Genomic DNA, 26587 nt, shown 5'->3' on the forward strand with positions numbered 1-26587 from the left:
TATTTCCCTTTAAGAGAGGCTGTTGCCGATGTGCTGACTGTGTATGTGATTAAACGCGGTTCATGTCGAACTGGGCCTTGTTGCCGCTGCCGTAGACCTTCAGCGCGCCAAGCTCGCCCACCGCGTTCGGGCGGATGAAGATCCAGTTCTGCCATGCGGTGAGGCGGCCGAAGATGCGGGTCTCCATGGTCTCCGGGCCGTTGAAGCGCAGGTTCGCTTCCAGGCCAGTCAATGCGTCCGGCGACATGCTGGCCCGCTCCTCGATCACCATCCGGGTTTCATCGGCCCAGTCGATGTCGTCCGGGTTGGAAGTGATCAGGCCGAGCGCCATCGCCTGATCGGCATCGAGCGGCTGGCCCAGGGTCTCGCGCACCTTGGCGATGGTCGCCTCGTCGTCATAGAAGCGGCGCTGCAGGCGCGACTGGCGGGTCACCATGGGCAAGGCGCCGAAATTCATCTCGGACACCGCAATCTTCGGCGCCTTCTCGGGGCTGTCCGGCAGTGCCAGCATGTAGATGCGGTCGGCCGACAGCGCCACTTCCAGCAGCGAGCCGGCAAAGCAGGAGCCTTCCTCGATCAGTGCAAACAGCGAGCGCGAGGACACGTCCAGCCGGGCAAAGGTGCGGCGCATCAGGCCCATGGTCTGGCGCACCAGCCAGTGCGACTGGTTGGCCAGCATCACGGCATCGGCATCGAGCACGGCCTGCACGTCGCCCTCGGTCTTGAGCAGCCAGGTGCCGATGTCGAGTTCATTGGTGCGCATGTGCAGGATCGCATTGTCGAGTTCACGCGCCATCTGCAGCGGCCACCATTGCACGCCGGCTTCCTCGATCGCGGCAACCGTCGCCGGTTGCGGGCCTTTCGGGCCGCGCACCGTCAGCACCGCATTGCGGGCGGCGCGGTCGATGGTAACGCTTACATGGTCGTAGTCGATGCTGTTGTCGCCGACCTTGCGGTTCAGGGGCGTGAGCTTGACGCCGCGGCCGTCGGCCGGACGGTCGCTCTGCGCCGCCAGTTCCTGGGCGCGCTTTTGCACCGCTTCCTTGAACTGGGCTGGCTTGGCGATGGCATCCACTAGTTTCCAGTCCACCGCGCGCTGGCCGCGCACGCCTTCGGACGTAGTGCAGAAGATGTCGGCATGGTCATGGCGCACACGCCTCTTGTCGGTCAGGCGGGTCAGGCCGCCGGTGCCCGGCAGCACGCCCAAAAGCGGCACTTCCGGCAGGCTGACCGACGAGGAACGGTCGTCCACCAGGATGATTTCATCGCAGGCCGCAGCCAGTTCATAGCCGCCGCCGGCGCAGGCGCCATTGACCGCGGCGATGAACTTCAGGCCTTCATGGCGGCTGGAGTCTTCCAGGCCGTTGCGGGTTTCATTGGTGAACTTGCAGAAGTTGACCTTCCACGCATGGCTGGACTTGCCCAGCATGAAGATGTTGGCGCCGGAACAGAAGATGCGGTCCCTGGCGCTGGTGATCACCACCGTCCTGACTTCCGGATGCTCGAAGCGGATGCGCTGCACCGCGTCGTTGAGTTCGATATCCACGCCCAGGTCATAGGAATTGAGTTTCAGCTTGTAGCCTTCGCGCAGGCCGCCATCCTCGTTCACGTTCATCGTTAAGGTCGCTACCGGGCCGTCGCAGCTCAGGGTCCAGTGCTTGTACTGCTCGGGGGAAGTTTGATAATCGACCTGCGGCGTAGTGCTCATGACGTCATCCTTGAAAGCAATATGGTGCATTAACGAAGTGGTGAACGCACTATATTGCATCAATGTGGAGGCGTCAAGAATTTAAATGCAGTTTAATTCGACATGCATATGCAGCAATTGGCTACGGCCTGCCATCACCCGTCGGGGACGAAAGGCTTAGTGCATGTACCTTCTATTTGATTAGGCCGCGAAACTTTTTTGGAACTGGACGACCAGTTCGTCCAGAAACCCGAGTTTACCGGTGCAAACGGTATGTTTATGCCGTTCGGGCTTTAGCGCCTTCTGGCCAGCCCATGCCGTGCAAAACTGGCGCGCCTGCTCGACAAGATGCTGCCGCGTGTCCACAGGAACGAGTCTGAAATCATCGCTCTGAAGCCCTTCGGCGAACGCAATGAATTTTTCGAACATATCATCGGCCTTGCTGCAGCGTGGCGACAAGCCCACGCATGACCGCATATAAACAATCTGGCTCCCGGCAAAACCCCATTGGCTTGGCAAGTAGCCCTTGCCCGGATGGCGGTCCAGAACTGTCCGGAATGCTTCAGCGGCTTGTTGCCATGAAATACGGAATGCGGCGGACGCTTTCTTGCGCGGTTCGACCTTGTCGTCGAGCGTCCTTATCGTGATACGGTCTTTTTCAAATAAGGACGTCAGAAATGTTTTTTTCTCGGTGCCCTGCCACTCCGGAAAGGCCCGCTCGACAAGCTGTCTGCCGAGCTTCTGGTCCTGCCTGCTGAAAAACCAGTTCTCGATCGATTCGAGGATGGATTCCTTGCCGGTGCGGACAAACAGCACAGTCACTGTTATTTCAGAACCATCAGCAGCCTTGCTCTTGAGCTCCCTGGCGCGCACGCTCCGGTCAGGATCAAAGCCGGCGGTTTTTCTTGCCATTTCCATTAGCCTGACCAACTGCCTACGCTGTTCGGAAGCATGCTTGCTTGCAATAAGGGAGACATGATTTTGCATGGGAAGTCCTGACACAGAAGGATCCGGGCAGGGTCCTTGGTTGATTCAGTCAGTACTCAGTTGCGTGCTACCCGTTCCGGCGCCATGCGTCCAAAGATCAAGCCACTCCCTTCGCCCCCGCCAGCGCCTTGCCCCGCAACTGCTCCGTCAACCCGACAAACGCCGCCTCCTGCGTGATGTCACTCGTATCGAAGGTCAGGTCCGCCTTCGAATAGAACTGCGCGCGGCTGTCTAGGATGTTCTTCAGGTCGTCCATCGCTTCCCGGTTGCCCGACATCGGACGCTTGTCGCCCTGCGCCAGCACCCGCTCCATATGTTCCTCGGGCGTGGCCTTGAGCCAGACCGTATAGCAATGCGACAGCAGCAGGTTAAAGGAAGCCGGGTCGGACACGATGCCGCCGGGAGTGGCGATGACGGCAGTGGGAAAGCGCCGGATCGCGTCTTCCAGCGCCCGGTATTCATAGCGGCGGTAGGCATTGGCGCCGTACAGCGCATGGATCTCGGCGATGCTGCAGCCGGCCAGCGCCTCGATCTGTCGGTTCAGTTCAACGAAGGGCACCATCCAGGTATCGGCCAGCATCTGGCCCAGCGTGGACTTGCCGGCGCCACGCAGGCCCACCAGCGCCACCCGCTGGCGCCGCGCGCTTTCGCTGGTGGGCGTTTCGAACAGGTCGGTCATCGCGGCGCGCGCCTGTGCCAGTTCGGCTTCGGACCGGCCGCGCAGGATCTCGCGGATCATCAGCCATTCCGGCGAGGAAGCGGTTTCGTCGCCGATCATCTCGGCCAGCGTGCAGTTGAGCACCAGGGTAAGTTGCCGCAGGAACTGGATCGAGGCATTGCCAACGCCCGACTCCACATTGGCCAGATGGCGTTCGGACACGTCGGCCAGCCTGGCCAGCGCCTTGCGCGTCATGCCGCGCCGGGCGCGCAGCGTCTTGAGGCGTTCGCCCAGGGTAATCAGGAAAGGGTCTTTGATTGGGTCGGATAAGTCCGTCATGCTGTTTTTACCCTTGATTGCCGCTCGCCTGGGCCAGCCGCATTTTTGCGATGAATTATATTATGACTTACGGTATTGACCGTTGCAAGATAGTGCATGTACACTCGATTTCAGATGCAATATAAGTTGCGGTCTTAACGAAAATAAAGGCACTCACTATAAGCGAAGTGCTGTTCGAGGAGAACCTGTGTGGATGTTCAACAATTCCAGCAACGCATTAGCCGTTTGACGTCGGAGATCTCGGGCGCGCCGCTCGATGCATCGCTCGAAGCTCACCTGAATGCCGACCATGGCCCTGGCAGCGACACCTATGAAGCGCTGTTCGCTGCCTGCCAGGCCGGCGTCGCCGAAGGCTGGCTGTGCAATCGTGAAGGCGGCGGCATCAAATACGGCCGGGTGCTCAAGGCCACCGACGCCACCCATGGCTTCTCGGTCGACGTGGTCGACATGCAGGACCTGGCCGGCCCGCACCACAGCCATCCGAACGGCGAGATCGACCTGATCATGCCGCTGACGCCCGGCGCCCGCTTCGACGGCTGCCCTGCCGGCTGGTGCGTGTATGAAGCCGGCAGCGCCCACCACCCTACCGTGACCGACGGCCGGGCGCTGGTTCTGTACCTGCTGCCGCAGGGTTCGATCCAGTTCACCGCCGCGGCCTGACCATGAGCAAACCGCCGCGCCACCGCATTCCTGGCGCGGCGCCACCGGGCTAGCCGGCGGCACCGCACCAAGACTTCAGCAGCTGGAGGAGACACCATGCAGCACCCACACAAGCAGCCGCCCGAGCGGTTCAACTTCGCGCAACACATCCTGGAAATCAATCGCAGCCGCGCTGGCAAGCCCGCCTATATCGATGACCGAGAGACCCTGAGCTATGGCGATCTGGACGAACGGGTGCGCCGCTGCGCGGCTGGCCTGCTCGCCCTAGGCCTTCGCCCGGAAGAGCGGGTGCTGGTCATCATGCACGACACCACCGACATGCCAGTGGCGCTCTTGGGCGCGATGCTTGCCGGCATCGTGCCGGTGCCGGTCAACACCCTGCTGCCGGCGGCCGACTATGCCTACATGCTGGCCCACTGCGGCGCGCGCGTGGTGCTGGCCTCGGCCGGCCTGCTGCCAGTGGTGCAGGACGCCATTGCCCAGTCGGGCAGAAAGCCGCAGCTGGTGGTATCGGGCGACGCGCAGCAACTGCCCGACGGCGCGCTTGGTTTCAACGCGCTGCTCGACGCCCGGCCGCTGCCCGAAGGCAGCCATGCCGACACCCATGCCGACGACTTCGCCTTCTGGCTCTATTCCTCCGGCTCGACCGGCCGGCCCAAGGGCACGGTGCATTCCCATGCCAACCTGTACTGGACCGCCGAACTGTATGGCAAGCCGGTACTGGGCGTGCGCGAGGACGACGTGGTGTTCTCGGCCGCAAAGCTGTTCTTCGCCTATGGCCTGGGCAACGGCCTGACTTTCCCGCTGTCGGTCGGCGCCACCACGGTGCTGATGGCCGAGCGTCCGACGCCGCAGGCGGTGTTCAGGCGGCTGATCGAGCACAGGCCCACGGTGTTTGCCGGCGTGCCCACGCTGTATGTCGGCATGCTGGCCTCGCCCGAGCTGCCGGCGCGCGAGCAGGTGGCGCTGCGCATCTGCGCCTCGGCCGGCGAAATGCTGCCGCGCGAAGTCGGCGAGCGCTTCCGCGACCATTTCGGCGCCGACATCCTCGACGGCCTGGGTTCCACCGAGATGCTGCATATTTTCCTGTCCAACCGCAGCGGCGACGTGCGCTATGGCGTGACCGGCAAGCCGGTCGAGGGCTATGACATCGAGCTGCGCGACGAACTGGGCAAGCCGGTCGGCGTCGGCGAGGTCGGCGACCTGTACATCCGCGGCCCGAGCGCGGCGCTGATGTACTGGACCAACCGCGACAAGACACGCGCCACTTTCCAGGGCGAATGGGTCAGGAGCGGCGACAAGTATGTGAAGGACGCCGAGGGCTACTACAGCTATGCCGGCCGCAGCGACGACATGCTCAAGGTCAGCGGGCAGTATGTATCGCCGATCGAGGTCGAGTCGGCGCTGATTGCCCACCCGGCGGTGCTGGAATGCGCGGTGGTCGGCAAGCCCGATGAACAGGGCCTGACCAAGACCATGGCCTATGTGGTGCCGCGCGCCGGCCAGGCCGCCGGCGATGCGCTGTGCGCCGAGCTGAAAGCCTTCGTCAAGGGCCGGCTGGCGCCGCACAAGTACCCGCGCGACATCATCTTCGTGGAAGACCTGCCCAAGACCGCCACCGGCAAGATACAGCGCTTCAAGCTGCGCGCGCTGGAGGCATGAGGATGGCCGAGCAGAATCCCGCCCTCGCCTCTTCCTTCATCGAGCTGGACTGGCGCGGCCGGCCGCTGTCGCTGGAGTACCAGTGGGTCGGCAGCGCCGATGCCGGCCGGCCGGTGGTGGTGTTCCTGCATGAGGGCCTGGGCTCGGTGGCGATGTGGAAGGACTTCCCGCAACGCTTCTGCGACGAGCACGGCCTGCGCGGCCTGGTCTATTCCCGCTATGGCTATGGCGAGTCGACGCCGCGCCCGCAGGGTGAACACTGGGCGCCGGACTTCATGCATCGCCAGGCGCATGAAGTGCTGCCGGCGCTGCTCAGCGCGCTGGGCATCGAGCGGCCCTGGCTGTTCGGCCATAGCGACGGCGGCTCTATTGCCCTTTTGCATGCGGCACGCTTTGCAGAACACCTGCGCGGTGTTATCGTCCTCGCTCCGCATATCTTCGTCGAGGACATCAGCGTCGCCAGCATCGCGGCGGCGCGGGAAGCCTACCTCTCGCAGGGCCTGCGCGAGCGGCTGGCGCGCTATCACGCCGATGTCGATTCAGCCTTCTGGGGCTGGAATGACATCTGGCTGGATGCTGCCTTCCGCGACTGGAACATCGAAGCCGAACTGGCGCGCATCGGCTGCCCGGTGCTGGCGGTTCAGGGCGAGGACGACGAATACGGCACGCTGGAACAGGTCCATGGCATTGCCCGCAAGGCGCCGCAGACCAGGGTCCTGGTGCTGCCGCAATGCGGACATTCGCCCCACCGCGACCAGCCGGCGGCGTTGAGCAGGGAAGCTGGCAGATTCATCAACGGCCTGGCCTGAAGAAGCCTGGCAAACAGCAGTCATACAACAAACAAGAACGTAAATCAGGAGACACCATGCAGATCAGATTCACGCCCGCACGCCTGGCCATCGCCGCCGCCGTATTCGCCCTGGGCAGCCAGGCCCATGCGCAGAACGCGCCGATCAAGGTCGGCCTGATGCTGCCGGCCACCGGCACCTTCGCCAATCTCGGCACGATGATAGAAAACGGCTTCAAGCTGTATGTCGCCGAGCAGGGGGGCAAGCTGGGCGGCCAGGAGGTGCAGTACTTCAAGGTCGACGATGAATCCGACCCCGCCAAGGCGGCCGACAATGTCAACAAGCTGATCAAGCGCGACCAGGTCGACGTACTGGTGGGCACCGTGCATTCGGGCGTGGCGCAGACCATGGCCAAGGCGGCGAAGGAATCGAACACCCTGCTGATCGTGCCCAATGCCGGCGCCGACGTCGTCACCGGCCCGATGTGCGCCAAGAATATCTTCCGCAGTTCCTTCTCCAACTGGCAGCCGGCTTATGCAATGGGCAAGGTCGCGGCCGAGCGCGGCCACAAGAAAGTGGTCACCATCACCTGGAACTATGCAGCCGGCAATGAATCGGTGAAGGGCTTCACCGAAGGCTTCGAAGCCGCCGGCGGCAAGGTCATGCAAGCGCTGACCCTGCCCTTCCCCAACGTCGAATTCCAGGCGCTCCTGACGCAGATTGCGGCGCAGAAGCCGGATGCGGTGTATGCCTTCTTCGCCGGCGGCGGCGCGGTCAAGTTCGTCAAGGACTATGCGGCCGCGGGCCTGATGAAGAGCGCGCCGCTGTACGGCCCCGGCTTCCTGACCGACGGCACGCTGGAAGCGCAGGGCGAGTCGGCGCAGGGCATGTACACCACGCTGCACTATGCCGACAACCTCAACACCCCGCGCGACAATGCCTTCCGCCTGGCCTTTGCCAAGGCGTACAAGGTCAATGCCGACGTCTATGCGGTGCAGGGCTACGACGCGGCGCAGATGCTGGCGGCGGGCCTGAAGGCGGCCGGCGGCGACATCAAGAACCGGGACAAACTGGTGGCGGGCATGGAGAAGGCCGAGATCGACAGCCCGCGCGGCAAGTTCAAGCTGTCGTCCGCGCATAACCCGGTGCAGGACATCTATCTGCGCCAGGTAAAGGGCAACCTGAACGAGGTCAAGGGTGTGGCGGTGAAGGCGCTTGCCGATCCGGCCAAGGGATGCAAGATGTAATGTGGGGGCGGCCCGGCGTACCGGCCGAAGCGGCGCGTATGGAGGACTGTCGGGGTTGTCTTTGACGTACGCGCAGCGACAGTTGCCGTTGCTTTTGAAGTGGCCGTTGCAGTTGCAGTTGCTTTTGCTTTTGAAGTGGCCGTTGCCGTTAGGGTCCCCGTCTGTGTACCGCCGTGACGGCGGTGCCCGGAGCGGGAAAAGGTGCGGCGTCTGTCTGAGCGCCGCGCAGCGGAGCGAGTTTAGCCGCGCCCCGCTCCGGGCATCGACGGCACGGGAACCCCGCGTAGCGGGGCGGCACAGTCGGGGTCGCCTTTTCTTGCCTACTTCTTTTGGCGAAGCAAAAGAAGTAGGTCGCCCGCCGGGGCGAACACCCGGCCTGGTCATGACGACAGTGCAGTGGGCTTGTTTCACCCGGCGGAAAGACGTCACTGCGAAGCAGCAGTTGCTTTTGAAGTTTGAAGTTTGAAGTTTGCCGAAAAACGTCAAAAGCAAAGACGACAGTGCTGCCCGTGCCTTGCCGGGTGACGCAAGGCGGCTGCACTGCCGTGGAGACAAGCCGGGAATCCGTCCCGGCGGCCGGGTCACTTTTTTTGCTTCGCCAAAAAAAGTAACCAAAAAAAGGCGACCCGGTGATCGCGCCCCGCTGCGCGGGGTGCCCGTGCCAGCGGTACCCGGAGCGGGGCGCGGCTAAACTCGCCAAGCTGCGCTTGACTCAGACAGACGCCGCACCTTTTCCCGCTCCGGGCACCGCTGACACGGCGCGCTCAACGGGATTTCACGGCAACGGCAACGGCCACTGCAACGGCAACGGCAACGGCTACGGCTACGTCAAAAGCAACGGCAACTGTCGCTGCGCGTACGTCAAAGGCAACGGCAACATTAGAGGCATCTGAAATCTGATTCACAAATAGACATCATCATGGATCTCCCCACCTTCCTCATCCAGTGCCTCAACGCCATCCAGTATGGCCTGCTGCTGTTCCTGGTCGCCAGCGGCCTGACCCTGATCTTCGGCATCATGGGCGTGATCAACCTGGCTCATGGCAGCTTCTACATGATCGGCGCCTACATGGCCTTCGCCCTCGCCCCGCTGTTCGGCGAACAGTTCATCCTGCAACTGCTGGCCGGCATCGTGCTGGCGGTGATCCTGGGCTTCGTGCTGGAGTGGGTGTTCTTCAGCTACCTGTACCAGCGCGACCACCTGCAGCAGGTGCTGATGACTTATGCGCTGATCCTGGTATTCGAGGAGGTGCGCAGCATGTTGTTCGGCAATGACGTGCACGGCGTCACCGCCCCGCCCTGGCTGTCAGGCGGCATCTCGCTCGGCGGCATGATGACCTACCCGGTCTATAACCTGTTCGCCTCGGCGGCGTGCATCGTCGTCGCCATCGGCCTGTACTTCGTGGTCAACCGCACCCGCCTGGGCATGATGATCCGCGCCGGCGCCAGCAACCGTGACATGGTGCGCGGGCTGGGCATCAATATCCGCCTGCTGTACCGTATCGTGTTCGCCGCCGGCGTGGCGCTGGCGGCGCTGGCCGGCATGATCGCCGCGCCGGCCGCTTCCGTCTATCCGGGCATGGGCGGGCAGATCCTGATCATCTGCTTCGTGGTGGTCGTCATCGGCGGCATCGGCTCGATTTCCGGCGCCCTCATTGCCGCGCTGCTGGTGGGCTTCGTCGATACCTTCGGCAAGGTGTTTTTCGCGCAATACAGCGGCATCAGCGTCTACCTGCTGATGGCGCTGATCCTGATCTGGCGGCCGGAAGGCCTGAAGAGCAAAGGTTACTGATCATGAACAGCACGCCTCTTTCCCTTCCCGTAACCCGCACTTCGCGCCGCGGCCTGCAAGCCTCGCTGCTGCCGCTGGCAGTGGTGCTGCTGCTGGCCGCCCTGCCCGCCTTCATGTCCTCGTACAGCGCCGACCTGGTGCTGCGCATCATGGTCTATGCGATCTTTGCGCTGAGCCTGGAACTGCTGGTGGGCACCACCGGCCTGGTCAGCCTGGGCCATGCCGGCTTCTTCGGCATCGCCGCCTATGTCACAGTGCTGGCCTCCGGCGACAATGCCGCGTCGGTGTTCTGGCTGCTGCCGGCATCCATGCTGGCGGCCGGGCTGTATGCGCTGGTCACCGGCGCGCTCAGCCTGCGCACCCGCGGCGTGTACTTCATCATGGTCACGCTGGCCTTTGCCCAGATGGCCTACTTCGTCTTCCACGACACGCCGGTCGGCGGCGGCAGCGACGGCATCTTCCTGACCTCGCGTCCAGTGCTGGCCATCGGCGGCGCCACCCTGCTCGACCTGGAAAAGTCCAGCCACATGTACTACCTGGCGCTGGCCTGCCTGGTCGGCACCTATGCGCTGCTGGCCGCGGTGCTGCGCTCGCGCTTCGGCCATGCGCTGGCCGGCATCCGCATCAACGAGCAGCGCATGCGGGCCGCCGGCTTCAACACCTATTTCTACAAGCTGGCCGCCTTCGTGCTAGCGGCGATGCTGGCCGGCGTGGCCGGCTTCCTGATGGCCGCCAAGAATGGCGCGGTCAACCCGGAGCTGCTGTCCTGGCACGAGTCGGGCGGCGTGCTGATGATGATCATCCTGGGCGGCCTGGGCAGCCTGCGCGGCGCGGTGCTGGGCGCGGTAGCCTTCGTGCTGTTGAAGGAGTTCTATGCATCGTCGGACATCTTCGGCGCCTTCGCCGAGCGCTGGCAGCTGACGCTGGGCCTGACCATGATCCTGTTCGTGGCCCTGCTGCCGCAGGGCCTGATCGGCCTGGCGCGCCGTTTCACACGTTCACCGGAGTCGCATCATGCGCACTGAACAAACCGCTACCACGCCCCTGCTGCAGGCCGGGTCGCTGACGCGCCGCTTCGGCGGCCTGACCGCCGTGCGCAATGTGTCGATCGACCTGCATGTCGGCGAACTGCATGCCGTGATCGGCACCAACGGCGCCGGCAAGTCCACGCTGATCAACATGCTGTCCGGCGAGATCGCCGCCTCCGAAGGCGTGCTGAAGTTCGACGGCGTGGATGCCACCGCCTGGCCGCAGCCCAGGCGCTCGCGCGCCGGCATCGGCCGCAGCTATCAGCGCACCACCATCTTTCCGCAGTTCTCGGTGCTGGAAAACTGTCGCCTGACCGCGCAGGCCGCGCTGCAGCGGCCTTGGCACCTGTGGCAGTCGGCGCGCGACTGCGAACACAGCGTGGGCATCGCGCGCGAGGTGCTGGAAGTAGCGGGCCTGGCGTCCTTCGCCGAGCGCCCGGCCGGCAGCATGAGCCATGGCCAGAAGCGCCAGCTGGAAATCGCGATGTGCCTGGCAACCCGCCCGCGGGTGCTGCTGCTCGACGAGCCGCTAGCCGGCATGGGCGCCGAGGAATCCGAGCGCATGCTGTCGCTGCTGGAACGTTTGAAGCGCGACCATGCGGTGCTGCTGGTCGAGCATGACATGGACGCGGTGTTCCGCGTGGCCGACAAGATCACCGTGATGGTCAACGGCGAAGTCATCGCCAGCGACATCCCCGACAACATCCGCACCAATCCCGACGTCCAGACCGCCTACCTGGGCGAGGCCCACTGATATCGCCATGCTAGATCTCACCGGAATCAACACCTACTACGGCGACAGCCACATCCTGCAGGGCGTGGACCTGCACATCCCGGCCGGGAAGGCCGTGGGCCTCCTGGGCCGCAACGGCATGGGCAAGACCACGCTGATCCGCTCGCTGATGGGCTATGTGCCCATGGCCGGCGGCAAGGTGGTGTGGAACGGCCGTGACGTCACCGGCTGGCCGCCGGAGAAAATGGCGCGGCTGGGCATGGGCTATGTGCCGGAAGGCCGCGGCATCTTTCCCAACCTGTCGGTGAAGGAAAACCTGATCATGAGCGCGCGCCCCGGCGTGGATGGCGGCAACGCATGGACCTACGACCGGGTGCTGTCGCTGTTCCCACGTCTGACCGAGCGGCTGGAGAACGGCGGCGGCCAGCTCTCCGGCGGCGAGCAGCAGATGCTCTCCATCGGCCGCGCGCTGATGACCAACCCGACCCTGATGATTCTTGACGAAGCCACCGAAGGCCTGGCGCCCCTGATCGTGCAGGAAATCTGGCGCGTGATCGGGCAGATCCGCGAAACAGGCATCAGCACGCTGATCGTGGACCGCAATTACCGGATGGTGTTGGCCAACACGGACCTGGCGGTGGTGATGGAAAAGGGACGCATCGTGCTGGCCGGCGAGTCGGCCGGGCTGGCGCAGGATCATGAGGCGCTGACGCGGTACCTGGGAGTGTAGGTGTGCGATGGAATAAAAGTGCGCGCTCTACTAGATAGCTGGAGAGGACGACTCGGACGTCGGCTTTACTCTCCAGAGTGGCCCGATAGCAAGCTAACAAATTGACGACGCTGGCAGATACTTCAAACGGGTTAAGCAATCAAAATACAATGATTCAGGCAATTTTTGTTACAAAGCAAAAATTCAAACAGAAACTGCCCTTATCGAATTTTTATTGTTGATTTTCGAATCGCCGTCGTTCTTGATTATAAAAGAAGCTGCAATATTAAAATGCAAGATGCAGTTAGGCGCCCACTAATGAAATATCAATATCTAAGAAATTATTTATTGTTCGTATATGCTCATCAAAATTCAGATCACGTAGCATCTGGAGATGGTTAATTGCACGACTTCTAACAGTTCCTTTTAAATTAAGGTGATGCACGACACCCGATTGATGCGTAACGATACCATTTTCACCAGCCCTCGTCCAAAAATAGGGGATGTCACGTCTTTTTATGTCTCCTATTTCAGCATTTATTAATTTCTCAGAAATAGATTCTGGAAAAAATCCTGAATTTCGGAAGCGTTTCAGAACGTACTCCATCCACAAATTATAATCTTCTTCAATAGGAAGGTTTAACATATATATAACAGACGCATAGTGTCGAGTTTTTCTAGCTAAAAAGCGAACACGAAAATCATCTGGGACGTTTTCGATAATAAATTCGCTTAGTTGATCGGCATTTTCGACGAACCATCTATATCCCGCGTGGTAACCCGCTAAGATTTCATTTCTATAGTTACAGGGATCAGCATACGATCCATCAGCCAATTTCACTTTATTTCTGTGACTACTAACGGGCTTTTTGTAACGCAAAAATCCGTCCTCGTCAACGCACATGCTGAAGTCATATAACGGAACGGCTGATGAAATCCCGCCTCTCAATGCGGATAAATGTACGTTATGACTCAAAAACCCTGTATTTAACAACCGCTCAGAAACGGACTCACCATCAGAGAAACAATAAAAAATACATTCCGGATCGATAATTATTGGTTTATTATCTTTTACAATTATGTTCTCAAGATGAAGATCGACAAAGCCGAGACAAAAGGCGACCGAGGTTAACACTCCCATACCAAACATCAATAGTGAAGGATCACAAGGCCTATGGTGATCATTTTCGGCAACATAATCGACGCAATACCATTGATTATCTGGCGCTGCGAAGCATGCCGGAGGATTTAAATCAACAGATAATGCTTCAGACAATCTTTTCAGAATTTCAGCCAAAAACTGATAAGGGCGAGGATCGGCAAACTTTATGACTGTCGGCTTCAACCCAGGCCCTGTCAGCAGAAAAGGTCGAAACCCTTCTCTATGAGAATCACCTGACAGCGCATTTAAATCAAAAACTTTTCCTTCGTGATTCCATAAGGTGTGGTTGCCGTAGTATAAAGAAGCGTCAACGGCCGCCTCTACCGCCTCAATCACTCGACCAAGACGTTCTTCCGCAATTTTTATTAAATTCTTTGAAACAGAGGAGAAAGAATGTGGACCACTTTTATCAGAATGATGAAACTGAAGAGTGCTCAGCGTTGGCTGCAAGATTTCAAATAAATCAGCCTTGACAATATTTTTAAGACTCTGTTTATTTATTTTATGAAATTTATTACAATCATTCAAAAAGCCTGCAATTATTTTCTCTGCAAGCTCGTCTAACATTTTGCACCCGGCATTTTTTTAGTTAAGTCTATTGAATCCGGCGAGGCATGGTTTGGTCTTCCCGCACGACTGCATGCCACCAACCTTTTTTTAGGGCTTATACCGCGCTTGGAATAAAAACCCTCTACTCCGGAAAGGGCTTCCACATAAATGGCGGTGTGCCCAGATCTTTCTAGCACCATATCCAGGAGTCCATTTCCTACGCCGTGGTTGCGCCACTCAGGATGCACGCACAATTCAGCTATCCATGAGCATATTTTGTTATCGCTAAACACTCGAGCCATGCCAATGAGGACTTTATTTTGACCAAAGGCGAAGCATCGGTAACTACCATGCGCAAAAAAAGCAGACTTGAATTCAATATCATTAAGATAGAATTCTGAAGATCCGAATCCAACACTTTCATAAAGATCAGCCACCTCTTTAAAGGTTACGAATTCATCACAAGCAGTATAAATTATCGCTGTATTCATATTGAATATCTCTTTCGAATTCCATAAAATAACCAAAACATATCATTGTTATAGAAAGTCCAAATAAAATAGTCGGTTAATTAAAAAAATACTGCACACTTTGTGTGCAGTATTTTTCATTGATAACAAAGATCAGTGATCGATGTCGCACGTTCCTGTGCCACAGCATTTAGTACTACCGCCCGCCGAACCATTATTTCCTGTCTTATAATACGAAACGTCATTATAAACCTCAAAAGTCTTCACTAAGCTTTTGGTCTTAACTGCCTTATTGGAATCATCAACCAAAGCTTGGTAAGTCTTGTCAATGCCAAATTGGACTTTCATTCATAACTCCCTTTTCAACTGGTTTATTTAAAATACATTTTTCGGCTTAGTGCAAATCATTGCAGTCTTTTTACAGCGTCGCAATGACGCGCAAAACTAACATCCCGACGAGAGGCCAAACTATATTTATTAATGACCTCTGAAAATATTAACCACCTCTCAGGGTAAAGGCGAAAATTTTATATGAGAGCATATCTATATCATTTAACATACGAAGCAATATGGCGATAACAATTCTTCGCCAACTTATCTTTCAATAGCTTTTGCGCGTTGCGAGTGTCATTATATTTTTTTACTCTTTCAGTTGTCAGTCAAAAATTTCTTATAAAATCCAATTTTGTTGCCGCCTCTTTAGATCATCAACTTGTGTTTTACCATCCATATTTCAGCACTTCCTCAAACAAGGCAAGACTATGAAGATTTCGGACTTTTCAACCGAATTTGAAAAAAAAGTTCGCGAGGCAAAAAGACAGTTTTTACTTGAAGGATTTGCGATTATTCCTGAAGTCTGGAATATACCGTCGCTAGATAAGGTGTTACATGCATTGGAAGAAGTGATTGCATCCGCGCATGCGGATCCAGTTAAGTGGAGCGAATACGTCCTTTGGCAAAAGGACATTCCAATTGCCCAACTTAATGGCATCCCAGAAAGCAAAATGCGGGATGCATTTTCGCAGATCTATATTTTCGGAGACATTGCAATGCATCATTTTGAATTAAGAAATATAATTCTTTCTCCATATTGCATAGCGGTAGCTCAGCATATATTGGGCGAAGAAGTCATATGCCATTTCAGCAATTTTACGGGCCGTGCAGCAAGAATAGGAGCATGTTGCCAATGGCATCGTGATTGGCCAAATTCTTACTGCTCTACTCGCGATGGCTTCCAAATCCGCCTCATGATTTGCTTGGATGGGATGAAAAGCGGACAGGGTGCAACCCGAGTGATTCCAGGAAGTCAGCATTGGGACAATGCGAGGTTTAAAAGTTGGCAACGACATAAATGGCCGTTGGAAGCAATGGGGAAGGCGCTACTCTGCCCATCGGGTAGTCTAGTTGTTCTAGGGCCAACAATTGTCCATGGCGCTGAGGGCAACCGTTCGTCAAAAGCTCGCCGTAACCTCATTGCCCAGTGGGGGCGAAAACGTGACACTTTATGTATGCAATCAGTCGAAAGCCTAACTGGCTATATTCCCCAATGCCCGCACTTTTTCACCAATATTTAGGCTTTAGCTGAACACGACCGCTGTCCCAGCCTAGACCTTAATGCGGCGTGATCCTGGCCAACTTTCATTACACTTACAATCGGGTCAGATCTCCAGCACTTTTAACAAGGGCACCCAATGCCCTATAGCAAGCAAATCGGGACCTTCCCACCCTCTTTGATGCTATAGTTCGGCGAGCAAAAATCCCGGAGTTCCAGCTGGCATGCACCGCCGGCCATCCGGCCCAGGCGCCCGGGCCATGCCGCCCGCGCCCTTTTAGCCCGCCCAGGATCAACGCGACCAACAACCGACGGGACCACCCCGCAAACCGCTTTTCCCAATCCGGAGACCCAACATGAAAAAAACCTTCGCCGCCGCCCTGCTGCCCGCCCTGATCGCCCTGGCCTATGCCGGCACCGCCGCTGCCCAGATCAAGGTCGGCGTGAGCGTCTCGGCCACCGGCCCGGCCGCTTCGCTCGGCATTCCGGAAAAGAACACCATCTCGCTGCTGCCCAAGACCATCGCCGGCAAGACCGTCGAATACATCGTGCTCGACGACGCCACCGACCCGACCACCGCGGTGAAGAATGCCCGCAAGCTGGTCAGCGAGGACAAGGTCGACCTGCTGATCGGCTCCACCGTCACGCCCAACTCGCTGGCCATGACCGACGTCGCCGCCGAGTCCGAGACGCCGATGATCTCGATGGCCGCGTCGGCCTCCATCATCGAGCCGCAGGACGCCAAGCGGCGCTGGGTGTTCAAGACGCCGCAGAACGATTCCCACATGACCACCGCCATCCTGTCGCACATGGCCGACAACGGCGTCAAGACCGTGGGCTTCATCGGCTTTTCCGATGCCTACGGCGAAGGCTGGTACCGTGAAATCTCCAAGCTGGCCGACACCCGCAAGATCAAGCTGGTGGCCAACGAGCGCTTCGCCCGCCCGGACACCTCCGTCACCGGCCAGATCCTGAAGATCCTGTCGGCCAATCCGGATGCGGTGCTGATCGCCGGCTCCGGCACGCCGGCCGCGCTGCCGCAGAAAACCCTGAAGGAGCGCGGTTACAAGGGCAAGATCTACCAGACCCACGGTGTGGCCAACAATGACTTCCTGCGCGTCTGCGGCAAGGACTGCGAAGGCACCTGGCTGCCTTCCGGCCCGATCCTGGTGGCCGAGCAGCTGCCTGACTCGAACCCCGTGAAAAAATCCGCCCTGGCCTACAAGTCCGCGTATGAAAAGGCGTATGGCGCAGGCACCGTGTCCACCTTCGGCGGCCATGCCTGGGATGCCGGCGCGCTGCTGGCCAATGCCGTGCCGGCCGCGCTCAAGGCCGGCCAGCCGGGCACGCCGGCCTTCCGCAAGGGCCTGCGCGACGCCATCGAGAATACGAAGGAAGTCGCCGGCGCCCATGGCATCTTCAACATGAGCCCGACCGACCACCTCGGCTTCGACCAGCGCTCGCGCGTGATGGTGCAGATCGTCGACGGCAAGTGGAAGCTGGGCGGCGACGCCAAGTAGGAAACGGCGAACACGGCGACGCCACAGGCGGTCGCCGAAACCGGGGCGCGATTATAATCGCGCCTTTTTAACGTCCTCCATCCGGGGAATCAAACATGGATTTATCAATCGCCGCCATCCTGGCCCAGGACGGCATTACCAGCGGCGCGATCTATGCGCTGCTGGCGCTGGCGCTGGTGCTGGTGTTTTCGGTCACGCGCGTGATCTTCATTCCGCAGGGCGAGTTCGTCGCCTTTGGCGCGCTGACCGTGGCCGCGCTGCAGTCCAGCCGCTTTCCGCATTCGGCCACGCTGCTGGTGGCGCTGGGCGTGGCCTGCTTCCTGTATGAGGTGGTAGGCACGCTGCGCAACGCCGAACGCCGGCATGGCGCGGCGCGCAGCATCCCGGTGGCGGCATTCAAATTCCTGGTGTTCCCGATTGCCCTGTTCTTCGTCGCCCGCGCGGTGGCGGCGGCGCAGGCGCCGATGCTGGCGCAGGTGGCGCTGGCGCTGGCCATCGTGATCCCGATGGGGCCGATGGTGTATCGCCTGGCCTTCCAGCCGCTGGCCGAGGCCAGCACCCTGGTGCTCCTGATCGTGTCGGTCGGGACCCACTTCGCGCTGATCGGCCTCGGCCTGGTGATGTTCGGCGCCGAAGGCTCGCGCACCACGCCGTTTTCCGATGCCCGCCTCGAGGTCGGCGCGCTGGCCATTTCCGGCCAGAGCCTGGTGATCGTCGCGGTGTCCATCCTGCTCATCGTCGGCCTGTATCTCTACTTCGAGCGTACCCTGTCGGGCAAGGCGCTGCGCGCCACCGCGGTGAACCGCTTGGGCGCGCGCCTGGTCGGCATCGGCACCACCCAGGCCGGCCGCCTGGCCTTCACGCTGGCCGCCGCCATGGGCGCGCTGTGCGGCGTGCTGATCGCGCCGCTGACCACGGTCTATTACGACAGCGGCTTCCTGATCGGCCTGAAGGGCTTCGTCGGCGCCATCATCGGCGGCCTGGCAAGCTATCCGATCGCCGCCGCCGGCGCGGTGATGGTGGGCCTGCTGGAATCCTATTCCTCGTTCTGGGCCAGCGCGCTGAAGGAAGTGATCGTCTTCACCCTGATCATCCCGGTGCTGCTGTGGCGCTCGCTGACCTCCAAGCATGTCGAGGAGGAGGAAGAATAATGAACAAGTCCTTTCTGCTGTTTGCCGTGATCATGGCGGCGCTGCCGCTGCTGCCCACGCCGGAATTCTGGATCACGCTCGCCAATTACATTGGCCTGTATTCCATCGTTGCATTGGGCCTGGTGCTGCTGACCGGCGTCGCCGGCCTGACCTCCTTCGGCCAGGCGGCCTTCGTCGGCCTGGGCGCCTACGCCACCGCCTACCTGTCCACCCAGTTCGGCCTGTCGCCGTGGGTGGGCCTGGCGGCCGGCCTGCTGGTGACCGCCGGCGCGGCCTTCTTCATCGGCGCCATCACGATGCGGCTGTCCGGCCACTTCCTGCCGCTGGGCACCATCGCCTGGGGACTGTCGCTGTATTTCCTGTTCGGCAATCTGGACTTCCTCGGCAAGTACGACGGCCTGAACGGCGTGCCGCCGATCACGCTGTTCGGCATCACGCTGGGCAGCGGCCGCGCGATGTTCTACCTGATCTGGTTCGTGGTGCTGGCCACCGTGATCGCGCTGCAGAACCTGCTCAATTCCCGTCCCGGCCGCGCGATCCGGGCACTGAAGGGCGGCGGCGTGATGGCCGAGGCGATGGGCGTCAACACTGCCTGGATGAAGATCGTGATCTTCGTCATCGCCGCGCTGCTGGCCTGCATCTCGGGCTGGATGTATGCCCACATGCAGCGGGCGGTGAACCCGACGCCGTTCGGCCTGAACCAGGGCATCGAGTACCTGTTCATGGCAGTGGTGGGCGGCGCCGGCCATCTGTGGGGCGCGATCCTGGGCGCGACGGTGCTGACCGTGCTGAAGGACCAGCTGCAGTCGCTCTTGCCCAAGCTGCTGGGTGCCAGCGGCAACTTTGAAGTCATCGTGTTCGGCATCCTGATGGTGCTGCTGCTGCAGCGCGCGCGCGAAGGCCTGTGGCCCTTCATCCGCCGCCGCTTCCCGCAGAAGCCGCAGGTGGTGGCGCCGGCGTCGGCGCCTGCCCTGCCGATGCGCGCGAAGCAGACCGGCGGCGAGATCGTGCTGGAAGTGGACAAGGCGCGCAAGGAGTTCGGCGGCCTGGTCGCGGTCAACGACATGCAGTTCAATGTGCGGGCCGGCGAGATCATGGGCCTGATCGGGCCCAACGGCGCCGGCAAGTCCACCATGTTCAACCTGGTGACCGGCGTGCTGCCGGTAACGCGCGGCGAGATCCGCTTCAGGAGCGGCGGCCAGCTGCAGCGCATCGACGGCCTGGCCTCGCGCGAGATCGTGCGGCGCGGCATTGCCCGCACCTTCCAGCATGTGCGGCTGATGCCGACCATGAGCGTGCTGGAAAACGTCGCCATCGGCGGCCATCTGCGCGGCACCCACGGCGACGTGGCCGGCATCGCCACCAGCATCGTGCGCGCCAACCGGGCCGAGGAACAGGCGCTGCTGTTCGAGGCGAAGACCCAGCTGGAACGGGTCGGCCTGGGCCACCTGATGCACGAGGAAGCCGGCAGCCTGGCGCTGGGCCAGCAGCGCATCCTGGAAATCGCCCGCGCGCTGTGCTGCGACCCTACCCTCTTGCTGCTCGACGAGCCGGCGGCCGGCCTGCGCTACAAGGAAAAGCAGGCGCTGGCCGAGCTGCTGAAGAAGCTCAAGGCCGAGGGCATGAGCATCCTGCTGGTGGAGCATGACATGGACTTCGTGATGAACCTGACCGACCGCCTGGTGGTGATGGAATTCGGCACCAAGATCGCGGAAGGCCTGCCGGCCGAGGTGCAGCAGAGCCCGGCGGTGCTGGAAGCCTACCTGGGCGGCATAGACTGAAGCGGCGGGAAAGACAATGAGCACACCTATTCTTGAAGTAAGCGACCTGCATGTGGGATACGGCAAGGTCGAGGCGCTGCATGGCGCCAGCCTGACGGTCGGCGCGGGACAGATCGTCACCGTGATCGGTCCCAACGGCGCCGGCAAGTCCACCATGCTGAACGCGATCGCCGGCGCCTTGCCCGCCGCCGGCGCGGCCCGCGGCCGGGTCATGCTGGACGGCCACGACATGACCGGCGTGGCGATCGAGTCGCGGGTGGCGCGCGGCATGTGCCTGGTGCCCGAGAAGCGCGAACTGTTTGCCAGCATGACGGTGGAAGACAACCTGCAGCTGGGCAGCTACCGCCGCTACAAGGCGCGCGAGAGCCATTACAACGACCAGCTCGACGAGGTCTACCGCCTCTTTCCGCGCCTGAAGGAAAGGCGCAAGCAGGAAGCCGGCACCCTGTCCGGCGGCGAGCGCCAGATGCTGGCGGTGGGCCGCGCGCTGATGGCCAAGCCGCGCCTGCTGATGCTGGACGAGCCCAGCCTGGGCCTGGCGCCGCTGATCGTGAAGGAAATCTTCCACATCATCGTCGGCCTGAAGGAAACCGGCGTGGCGATCCTGCTGGTGGAGCAGAATGCCCGCGCGGCGCTGCAGGTGGCGGACCATGCCTATGTGCTGGAAACCGGCGACATCGCGCTGGAAGGCCCGGCGCAGCAGCTGGCCAATGATCCCAAGGTGATCGACACCTACCTGGGCCTGACGCGCAAGGCGCAGGACTAGGAGCCTGCGCGGCAGAAGGCGGCGAAGCGAAACGTGCGAAAAACGAGGCCAGTTTGGTAGTACCGACAAGCCCAGGGTGGCCCCCTGGGCGCAGGTGGTGATACCGAACTGGACCGTTTTCTCGCGCGTTGCAGCCGCCGACCCTTCTGCCTTACATGCTCCTAATACCGGCCCTGCCCGGCCTGCAGTACCCCATAGCGCAGCCCGATGCGCTTCAACATGCGGCGATAGGCCGCCGACAGCCGGTCGGCCCGCTGCGGCACTTCCAGGCCCGGTTCCAGCGGTACCCGCTTCGGCCGCTGCGATTCCAGTATCTGCAGGTCCTGCAGGAAAATGCGGTCCTGGAAGGCGCGCAGGTCGTCGTCGCTGGAACTGTCGTTGTGCATGGCCAGCACGATCCAGGCGTGGGCATGCTCCTCGTCCAGCGGCTGCACATGCAGGCTGATGGCTTCGGTCAGGCCGTCCGGCGTCTGCGGCAGCTTGGTCAGGATGGCCGTGAGCGGACGCACCACGCGGTAGGTGTATTCCACCATGGCGCCGTCGGCGGCCAGCAGGTTGGCCTGCGGCTGGTAAGCCCGGCAGCCGGTGGCGATCACGCCTTCCATGCCCTGCGCGCCCAGGCCGTCGTCATACGGATCGACCCAGTAGTCCGGTACTTCGGTGAATTGCGGGTCGCCCAGGATGCCGGTGTGAATGAACGGGAAATGCGCCATGTCGAGGAAGTTCTCGATGATGCGCGGGCCGCAGGCATGCACCGGATAAGGCCCGCACAGCACCTGCCGCAACTGGTCGTTGCCGTGTTCCGGAAACGGCGGCAGCGCGCGCGCCGGTTCGCCCAGGCAAACCCAGACCATGCCGTAGGCCTCCTTCGCCTGGAAGCGCGTGGCGCAGGCGGTGCGCGGCGGCGTGTCGTGCGGATGGGCCGGCTGCAGGCGGCAGGCGCCGGCATGATCGAACTGCCAGCCGTGGTAGGCGCAGACCAGTCGGTCGTCCTTCACCCAGCCCAGCGAAAGCCGCGCGCCGCGATGCGGGCAGCGGTCGTCCCAGGCCTGCACCGCGCCGTCAGCGCTGCGCCAGATCACGAGGTCCTGCTCCAGCAGCCGCACCGGCTGCATCGCGCCAACGGCCAGGCTGGCGCCGGCGGCAACCGGATGCCAGTCATTCCACAGTACCGGATCGATGGTTTCCATCGCCTACTCCCAGAAGCCGATATGGGGAGCGGCCGCTTCCTGCTCCATCTCGGGCAGCGGACCGACGACCTCGGTCGGCCGCTGGCCGCTGGCGAACACGGTGCGGCAAGGCAGCGCCAGGGTGGGGTTTTCCGGATGGCTGCCGGTCAGTTCCAGCAGCTTTTCCTCGGACATCGCATATACCACGCGGCCAATGTTGCACCAGTAGATGGCGCCGGCGCACATCGCGCACGGTTCGGCGCTGGTGTAGAGCGTGCAGCGGGCCAGCGCTTGCGGCGCCAGCTTCTGCGCCGCAAGCGCCGCGGCCACGCGCTCGGCATGCTGGGTCGGGTCGCCCTGCGGCGGCATCGAATTATTGCCGGCTTCGGCAATGATGTTGCCCTGCTCGTCGGCGACGACGGCGCCGAAGGGATGGCGGCCGGCGGCCTTGGCGCGCTCGGCAACGGCAAGGGCCGCGCGCATCAGGCGGCGGTCGGTTTCGGTGAAGGATGCGTTGGATAGAGACATGCGGTTTCCTGATCAATGGTCCGTGGGCCTGGTCAAAGCCCGGGACGGTTCTGCCAGCTGTTTCGGGCGGCACTATACCGGTATTTGGCGGGCAATGGATCGGCGCTGCCGACCGCATACGCCCGCGCCGGCCTGGTCGAGCAATTTTCGTGCGATGCCGTCGCTGGTGCGGCAGGCTGCAGCGAGGCCGGCACCAGGAAGAATGGCGGCCTGATGTGTCTGGCGCACCACAAAAGACCAAACGCCTGCCCCGCCGGCGCTCCACTATCACCACCAAGTAGCAAGGGAGCGCCCCTGGCATTCATTGACGTGATAACTCACATCAAAGATCGCAATTGGCTTTCCAGTGCGGCCGGCCTTATCTTCGCCCTATAGAAAAATTCACCTTCAGGAGCAATCGCAATGACCACCGCAACACTGCCATCCCTGTACGTCCCGTTTGAAGAAGCGAAAAAAATCCCGGCGAAACTGGCTGCCATCTTTGCCGTGCTGTTCATGGTCGATTTCCGTGAAGCGCAGTCGGACGAGTCCTGCAGCTACGCCGCCTACCTGGCATAAGCGTCAGCCGCGATACGGGCTGCCCACAGCCCGCCGCCAGCAGAAAATCGGAAAAGCCGCCAGTCAGGGCGGCTTTTTTTATTGCGTCGGACGCCGTCCTAGGAGCCTGCGCGGCAGAAGGCGGCGAAGCGAAACGTGCGAAAAACGAGGCCAGTTTGGTAGTACCAACAAGCCCAGGGTGGACCCCTGGGCGCAGGTGGTGATACCGAACTGGACCGTTTTCTCGCGCGTTGCAGCCGCCGACCCTTCTGCCGCGCAGGCTCCTAGAGCCGCTCGGTCTCACCCGATTTCGGCTGCCACTTCATCAGCCGCTTCTCGATCGCGCCGACCAGCCCGTCCAGCACCAGCGCAAACAGGGTGAGCACGACGATGCCGGCGAACACCGTGTTGATGTCGAAGGTGCCTTCGGCCTGCAGGATCAGGTAACCGACGCCGCGCGCCGAGCCCAGGTATTCGCCGACGATGGCGCCGACGAAGGCCAGGCCGACCGAGGTATGCAGGCTGGAAAACACCCACGAGGTGGCTGAAGGCAGGTACACCGAGCGCAGCAGCTGGCGGGCATTGGCGCCCATCATCCTGGCATTGGCCAGCACCACCGGGCTGACTTCCTTGACGCCCTGGTAGACGTTGAAGAAGACGATGAAGAACACCAGCGTCACCGCCAGCGCCACCTTGGACCAGATGCCCAGGCCGAACCACATCGCGAAGATGGGCGCCAGGATCACCCGCGGCATCGAGTTGGCCGCCTTGATGTAGGGGTCGAGTATGGCTGACGCCACCGGCGACAGCGCCAGCCACAGGCCCACCACCAGCGCCAGCGCGGTGCCGATCACGAAGGCAAGCAGCGTCTCGGTCAGGGTGACCAGCAGGTGCGGATAGATTTCGGCCGGAAAATGGAGCGTGAACCAGGTGTTGTCGCCGGTGCCCACGTCGAGCGTGCCGCTGCCCACCGTGAACCATTGCCAGATCCTGACCAGCACCTTCAGCGGTTCACCGAAGAAGAACGCGGCCTGCGGATTGCGGGTGGCGACGTGCCAGACCAGCAGCACCGCCACCAGCACCAGGAACTGCCAGACGCGCATGTTCCTGTGATTCGGTTTGATGACATTCCACATGCTCTACGCCAGCCTCTTCTGTTGCTGATAGCCTTTCAGTACCTCGTCGCGCAGCACGGCCCAGATCTGGCTGTGCAGCGCGACGAAGCGCGGATGCGCGCGCACTTCGGCGACATCGCGCGGACGCGGCAGGTCGATGATGAATTCGCCGATCGGATGCGTGGCCGGGCCGGCCGACAGCACCACCACCCGGTCCGACATCGCGATCGCCTCGTCCAGGTCATGGGTGATGAACAGCACCGCCTTGCGCCGGGCGCTCCACAGGTCCAGCACTTCGTTTTCCATCAGCTGGCGGGTCTGGATGTCCAGCGCCGAGAACGGCTCGTCCATCAGGATGATGTCCGGGTCCAGGATCAGGGTCTGCGCCAGCGCCACCCGCTTGCGCATGCCGCCCGACAGCTGATGCGGATAGCGGTCGCCGAAGCCCTGCAGCCCCACCCTGGCCAGCCACTGCTCGCCCAGCGCGCGGGCATCGGCATCGGGCATGCCGCGAAACTGCAGGCCGGCAATCACGTTCTCCAGCGCGCTGCGCCACGGCATCAGCGCTTCGGCCTGGAACATGTAGCCGGCGCGGCGGTTGATGCCGTCCAGCGGCTCGCCGAATACGCTGACCTCGCCCGAGGACGGCTGCAGCAGGCCGGCGCCGACGTTGAGCAGCGTGGACTTGCCGCAGCCGGTCGGCCCCACTACCGACACGAACTCGCCGGGCGCGATGGCCAGCGTGGTGTTGGCCACCGCGGTATAGCGCTGGGCCCGGTTTTCCTTCGAAACGAAGGTGCAGCTGATGTCGTTCAACAGCAGCGCCGGCGCCAGGTCCGGATTACTTGACCTTGGCATTCGCTTTGGCCACCAGCTCGTTGGTGAAGGTCTTGGACAGGTCGATGTTCTTGCCCGAGAGTTCGGGCTCGAATGCCTGCAGGGTCTTCAGCGCGGTCTGGGCGCCCGCTTCCGGGAAGCGGCCATCCGGCGACAGCGCCTCGCGCACCTTGGTGAAGGTCTCGAGATACAGCGCGCGGTCGCCCAGCTGGTAGCTCTCCGGGACCACCTTGACGATGTCGGACGGCCCGGCCTTCTGCAGCCACTTCAGCGCACGCACCATCGCATTGGTCAGCGCCTGCGAGGTGTTCGGATTCTTTTTCAGGAAGGCTTCGGTGGTGTAGAGGGTGGCGGCGGGCATCGGTCCGCCGAACAGCTCATTGGTGTCCTTCAGGGTGCGGGTGTCGGCGATGACCTTGATCTCATGCTTCTGCTCCAGCATGGTGACGACCGGATCGAGGTTGGAAATGGCGTCGATCTGGCCGGAACGCAGCGCCGACAGCGCGCCGGCTGCGGTGCCCACGCCGATGAAGGAAACGTCGCTGGGCTTCAGGCCGCCCTTGGCCAGCACGAAGTTGGCCACGATGTTGGTGGACGAGCCAGGCGCGGTCACGCCGATCTTCTTGCCCTTCAGGTCGGCGATGGACTTGTAGTTCGGCATGGTCTTGCTGGAGACGCCGAACACGATCTGCGGCGCCCTGCCCTGCAGCACGAAGGCCGTGATCACCTGGTTCCTGGCCTGCATGTTGATGGTGTGCTCGAACGCGCCGGACACCACGTCGGCGCTGCCGCCCACCAGCGCCTGCAGCGCCTTGGCGCCGCCGGCGAAGTCGCTGATCTCGACCTGCAGGCCTTCGTCCTTGAAATAGCCGAGCTGCTCGGCAATGGTCAGCGGCAGGTAATAGAACAGGTTCTTGCCGCCAACGGCGATCGACACCTTCTGTTTTTCCAGCGCCTGCGCCCAGGCGCTGCTGCTGGTGGCGAGGATGCCGATGGCGGTCATGCCGACCATGGCGGCGAATTTCTTCAAGCGGATTTTCATGCTGTCTCCTGGTCTCCCGTGCGGCTCGCGGCGCCTGTGCGCCAGGCATCGCGGCCATGGATTGTTTTGGGTTCGTTGCGGCGTCTTTTTGACGACGTGAAACATTAACATAAACTTT

General features: G+C 61.3%; 25 protein-coding genes. 15 read left to right on the top strand and 10 right to left on the bottom strand.

The window, feature by feature from the left end:
- Positions 1 to 49: 49 nt before the first annotated feature.
- The 3 genes from boxC to ABC383_RS09400 all read right to left on the bottom strand — a co-directional run bounded on the left by boxC (position 50) and on the right by ABC383_RS09400 (position 3671).
- The gene (boxC, locus tag ABC383_RS09390; protein ID WP_413013390.1) at positions 50 to 1708 is read right to left on the bottom strand and encodes a 2,3-epoxybenzoyl-CoA dihydrolase; all 1659 of its coding nucleotides are present in this window, start codon (positions 1706 to 1708) and stop codon (positions 50 to 52) included.
- A 180-nt stretch (positions 1709 to 1888) separates the two neighbouring features.
- Positions 1889 to 2674 carry a hypothetical protein gene (locus ABC383_RS09395; protein ID WP_413013392.1) on the bottom strand — a complete coding sequence of 262 codons (786 nt, stop codon included), beginning with the start codon at positions 2672 to 2674 and terminating at the stop codon, positions 1889 to 1891.
- 97 nt (positions 2675 to 2771) lie between these two features.
- The gene (locus ABC383_RS09400; protein WP_413013394.1) at positions 2772 to 3671 is read right to left on the bottom strand and encodes a helix-turn-helix transcriptional regulator; all 900 of its coding nucleotides are present in this window, start codon (positions 3669 to 3671) and stop codon (positions 2772 to 2774) included.
- 189 nt (positions 3672 to 3860) lie between these two features.
- On the opposite strand from ABC383_RS09400, the gene ABC383_RS09405 reads away from it, so the two are divergent.
- The 9 genes from ABC383_RS09405 to ABC383_RS09445 all read left to right on the top strand — a co-directional run bounded on the left by ABC383_RS09405 (position 3861) and on the right by ABC383_RS09445 (position 12311).
- Positions 3861 to 4331 carry a DUF4863 family protein gene (locus ABC383_RS09405; RefSeq protein WP_413013396.1) on the top strand — a complete coding sequence of 157 codons (471 nt, stop codon included), beginning with the start codon at positions 3861 to 3863 and terminating at the stop codon, positions 4329 to 4331.
- 96 nt (positions 4332 to 4427) lie between these two features.
- Positions 4428 to 5993: a benzoate-CoA ligase family protein gene (locus ABC383_RS09410; protein ID WP_413013398.1), complete on the top strand. Its 1566-nt coding sequence runs from the start codon at positions 4428 to 4430 to the stop codon at positions 5991 to 5993.
- 2 nt (positions 5994 to 5995) lie between these two features.
- Positions 5996 to 6802: an alpha/beta fold hydrolase gene (locus ABC383_RS09415; protein WP_413013400.1), complete on the top strand. Its 807-nt coding sequence runs from the start codon at positions 5996 to 5998 to the stop codon at positions 6800 to 6802.
- Positions 6803 to 6858: 56 nt separating this feature from the next.
- Positions 6859 to 8028: an ABC transporter substrate-binding protein gene (locus tag ABC383_RS09420; RefSeq protein WP_413013402.1), complete on the top strand. Its 1170-nt coding sequence runs from the start codon at positions 6859 to 6861 to the stop codon at positions 8026 to 8028.
- A 629-nt stretch (positions 8029 to 8657) separates the two neighbouring features.
- Entirely contained in the window at positions 8658 to 8921 is a 264-nt protein-coding gene (locus tag ABC383_RS09425) for a hypothetical protein (protein WP_413013404.1), read from the top strand.
- A 26-nt stretch (positions 8922 to 8947) separates the two neighbouring features.
- Positions 8948 to 9820 carry a branched-chain amino acid ABC transporter permease gene (locus ABC383_RS09430; protein WP_413013406.1) on the top strand — a complete coding sequence of 291 codons (873 nt, stop codon included), beginning with the start codon at positions 8948 to 8950 and terminating at the stop codon, positions 9818 to 9820.
- A 2-nt stretch (positions 9821 to 9822) separates the two neighbouring features.
- Positions 9823 to 10845 carry a branched-chain amino acid ABC transporter permease gene (locus ABC383_RS09435; protein ID WP_413013408.1) on the top strand — a complete coding sequence of 341 codons (1023 nt, stop codon included), beginning with the start codon at positions 9823 to 9825 and terminating at the stop codon, positions 10843 to 10845.
- The gene (locus ABC383_RS09440) at positions 10835 to 11602 is read left to right on the top strand and encodes an ABC transporter ATP-binding protein (protein ID WP_413013411.1); all 768 of its coding nucleotides are present in this window, start codon (positions 10835 to 10837) and stop codon (positions 11600 to 11602) included. The genes ABC383_RS09435 and ABC383_RS09440 overlap by 11 nt, the downstream gene beginning before the upstream one ends.
- 7 nt (positions 11603 to 11609) lie before the next feature.
- The gene (locus ABC383_RS09445) at positions 11610 to 12311 is read left to right on the top strand and encodes an ABC transporter ATP-binding protein (protein WP_413013413.1); all 702 of its coding nucleotides are present in this window, start codon (positions 11610 to 11612) and stop codon (positions 12309 to 12311) included.
- A 283-nt stretch (positions 12312 to 12594) separates the two neighbouring features.
- Here the strand turns inward: ABC383_RS09445 and ABC383_RS09450 are convergent, their stop codons facing one another.
- Both ABC383_RS09450 and ABC383_RS09455 read right to left on the bottom strand, forming a co-directional pair.
- Complete coding sequence (locus ABC383_RS09450) at positions 12595 to 14019, bottom strand: DUF4135 domain-containing protein (protein WP_413013415.1); 1425 nt, start codon at positions 14017 to 14019, stop codon at positions 12595 to 12597.
- Positions 14013 to 14492 (bottom strand): GNAT family N-acetyltransferase, encoded by a 480-nt coding sequence (locus tag ABC383_RS09455; protein WP_413013417.1) that lies wholly within the window; start codon positions 14490 to 14492, stop codon positions 14013 to 14015. The genes ABC383_RS09450 and ABC383_RS09455 overlap by 7 nt, the downstream gene beginning before the upstream one ends.
- A 740-nt stretch (positions 14493 to 15232) precedes the next feature.
- On the opposite strand from ABC383_RS09455, the gene ABC383_RS09460 reads away from it, so the two are divergent.
- The 5 genes from ABC383_RS09460 (at position 15233) to ABC383_RS09480 (ending at position 21241) form a co-directional block, all read left to right on the top strand.
- Positions 15233 to 16045: a phytanoyl-CoA dioxygenase family protein gene (locus tag ABC383_RS09460; protein ID WP_413013419.1), complete on the top strand. Its 813-nt coding sequence runs from the start codon at positions 15233 to 15235 to the stop codon at positions 16043 to 16045.
- 334 nt (positions 16046 to 16379) lie between these two features.
- Positions 16380 to 17543 (top strand): ABC transporter substrate-binding protein, encoded by a 1164-nt coding sequence (locus ABC383_RS09465; protein ID WP_413013421.1) that lies wholly within the window; start codon positions 16380 to 16382, stop codon positions 17541 to 17543.
- Between the two features lie 95 nt (positions 17544 to 17638).
- Positions 17639 to 18694 (top strand): branched-chain amino acid ABC transporter permease, encoded by a 1056-nt coding sequence (locus ABC383_RS09470; RefSeq protein WP_413013423.1) that lies wholly within the window; start codon positions 17639 to 17641, stop codon positions 18692 to 18694.
- Positions 18694 to 20475, top strand: a complete 1782-nt coding sequence (locus ABC383_RS09475) for a branched-chain amino acid ABC transporter ATP-binding protein/permease (protein ID WP_413013425.1) — start codon at positions 18694 to 18696, stop codon at positions 20473 to 20475. The genes ABC383_RS09470 and ABC383_RS09475 overlap by 1 nt, the downstream gene beginning before the upstream one ends.
- Before the next feature lie 16 nt (positions 20476 to 20491).
- Positions 20492 to 21241 carry an ABC transporter ATP-binding protein gene (locus ABC383_RS09480; protein WP_413013427.1) on the top strand — a complete coding sequence of 250 codons (750 nt, stop codon included), beginning with the start codon at positions 20492 to 20494 and terminating at the stop codon, positions 21239 to 21241.
- 161 nt (positions 21242 to 21402) lie between these two features.
- Here the strand turns inward: ABC383_RS09480 and ABC383_RS09485 are convergent, their stop codons facing one another.
- On the bottom strand, positions 21403 to 22431 hold the full coding sequence (locus ABC383_RS09485; protein WP_413013429.1) for a Rieske 2Fe-2S domain-containing protein: 1029 nt from the start codon (positions 22429 to 22431) through the stop codon (positions 21403 to 21405).
- A 3-nt stretch (positions 22432 to 22434) separates the two neighbouring features.
- Complete coding sequence (locus tag ABC383_RS09490) at positions 22435 to 22938, bottom strand: nucleoside deaminase (protein ID WP_413013431.1); 504 nt, start codon at positions 22936 to 22938, stop codon at positions 22435 to 22437.
- A gap of 402 nt (positions 22939 to 23340) precedes the next feature.
- Between ABC383_RS09490 and ABC383_RS09495 the strand changes: the two genes are divergently transcribed.
- Positions 23341 to 23496 carry a hypothetical protein gene (locus ABC383_RS09495; RefSeq protein WP_413013433.1) on the top strand — a complete coding sequence of 52 codons (156 nt, stop codon included), beginning with the start codon at positions 23341 to 23343 and terminating at the stop codon, positions 23494 to 23496.
- A 263-nt stretch (positions 23497 to 23759) separates the two neighbouring features.
- Here the strand turns inward: ABC383_RS09495 and ABC383_RS09500 are convergent, their stop codons facing one another.
- From ABC383_RS09500 to ABC383_RS09510, 3 genes are read right to left on the bottom strand one after another with little or no spacing between them, the layout of a single operon-like run.
- Positions 23760 to 24611: an ABC transporter permease gene (locus tag ABC383_RS09500; RefSeq protein ID WP_413013435.1), complete on the bottom strand. Its 852-nt coding sequence runs from the start codon at positions 24609 to 24611 to the stop codon at positions 23760 to 23762.
- A gap of 3 nt (positions 24612 to 24614) precedes the next feature.
- Positions 24615 to 25448, bottom strand: coding sequence for an ABC transporter ATP-binding protein (locus tag ABC383_RS09505; protein WP_413013437.1), 834 nt, complete (start codon positions 25446 to 25448; stop codon positions 24615 to 24617).
- Positions 25432 to 26430, bottom strand: a complete 999-nt coding sequence (locus ABC383_RS09510; protein ID WP_413016289.1) for an ABC transporter substrate-binding protein — start codon at positions 26428 to 26430, stop codon at positions 25432 to 25434. Before ABC383_RS09510 ends, ABC383_RS09505 begins: the two co-directional genes overlap by 17 nt.
- Positions 26431 to 26587: the final 157 nt, after the last annotated feature.

It is taken from the genome of Noviherbaspirillum phoenicis, from assembly GCF_047237965.1.
Taxonomy (GTDB): domain Bacteria; phylum Pseudomonadota; class Gammaproteobacteria; order Burkholderiales; family Burkholderiaceae_D; genus Noviherbaspirillum_A.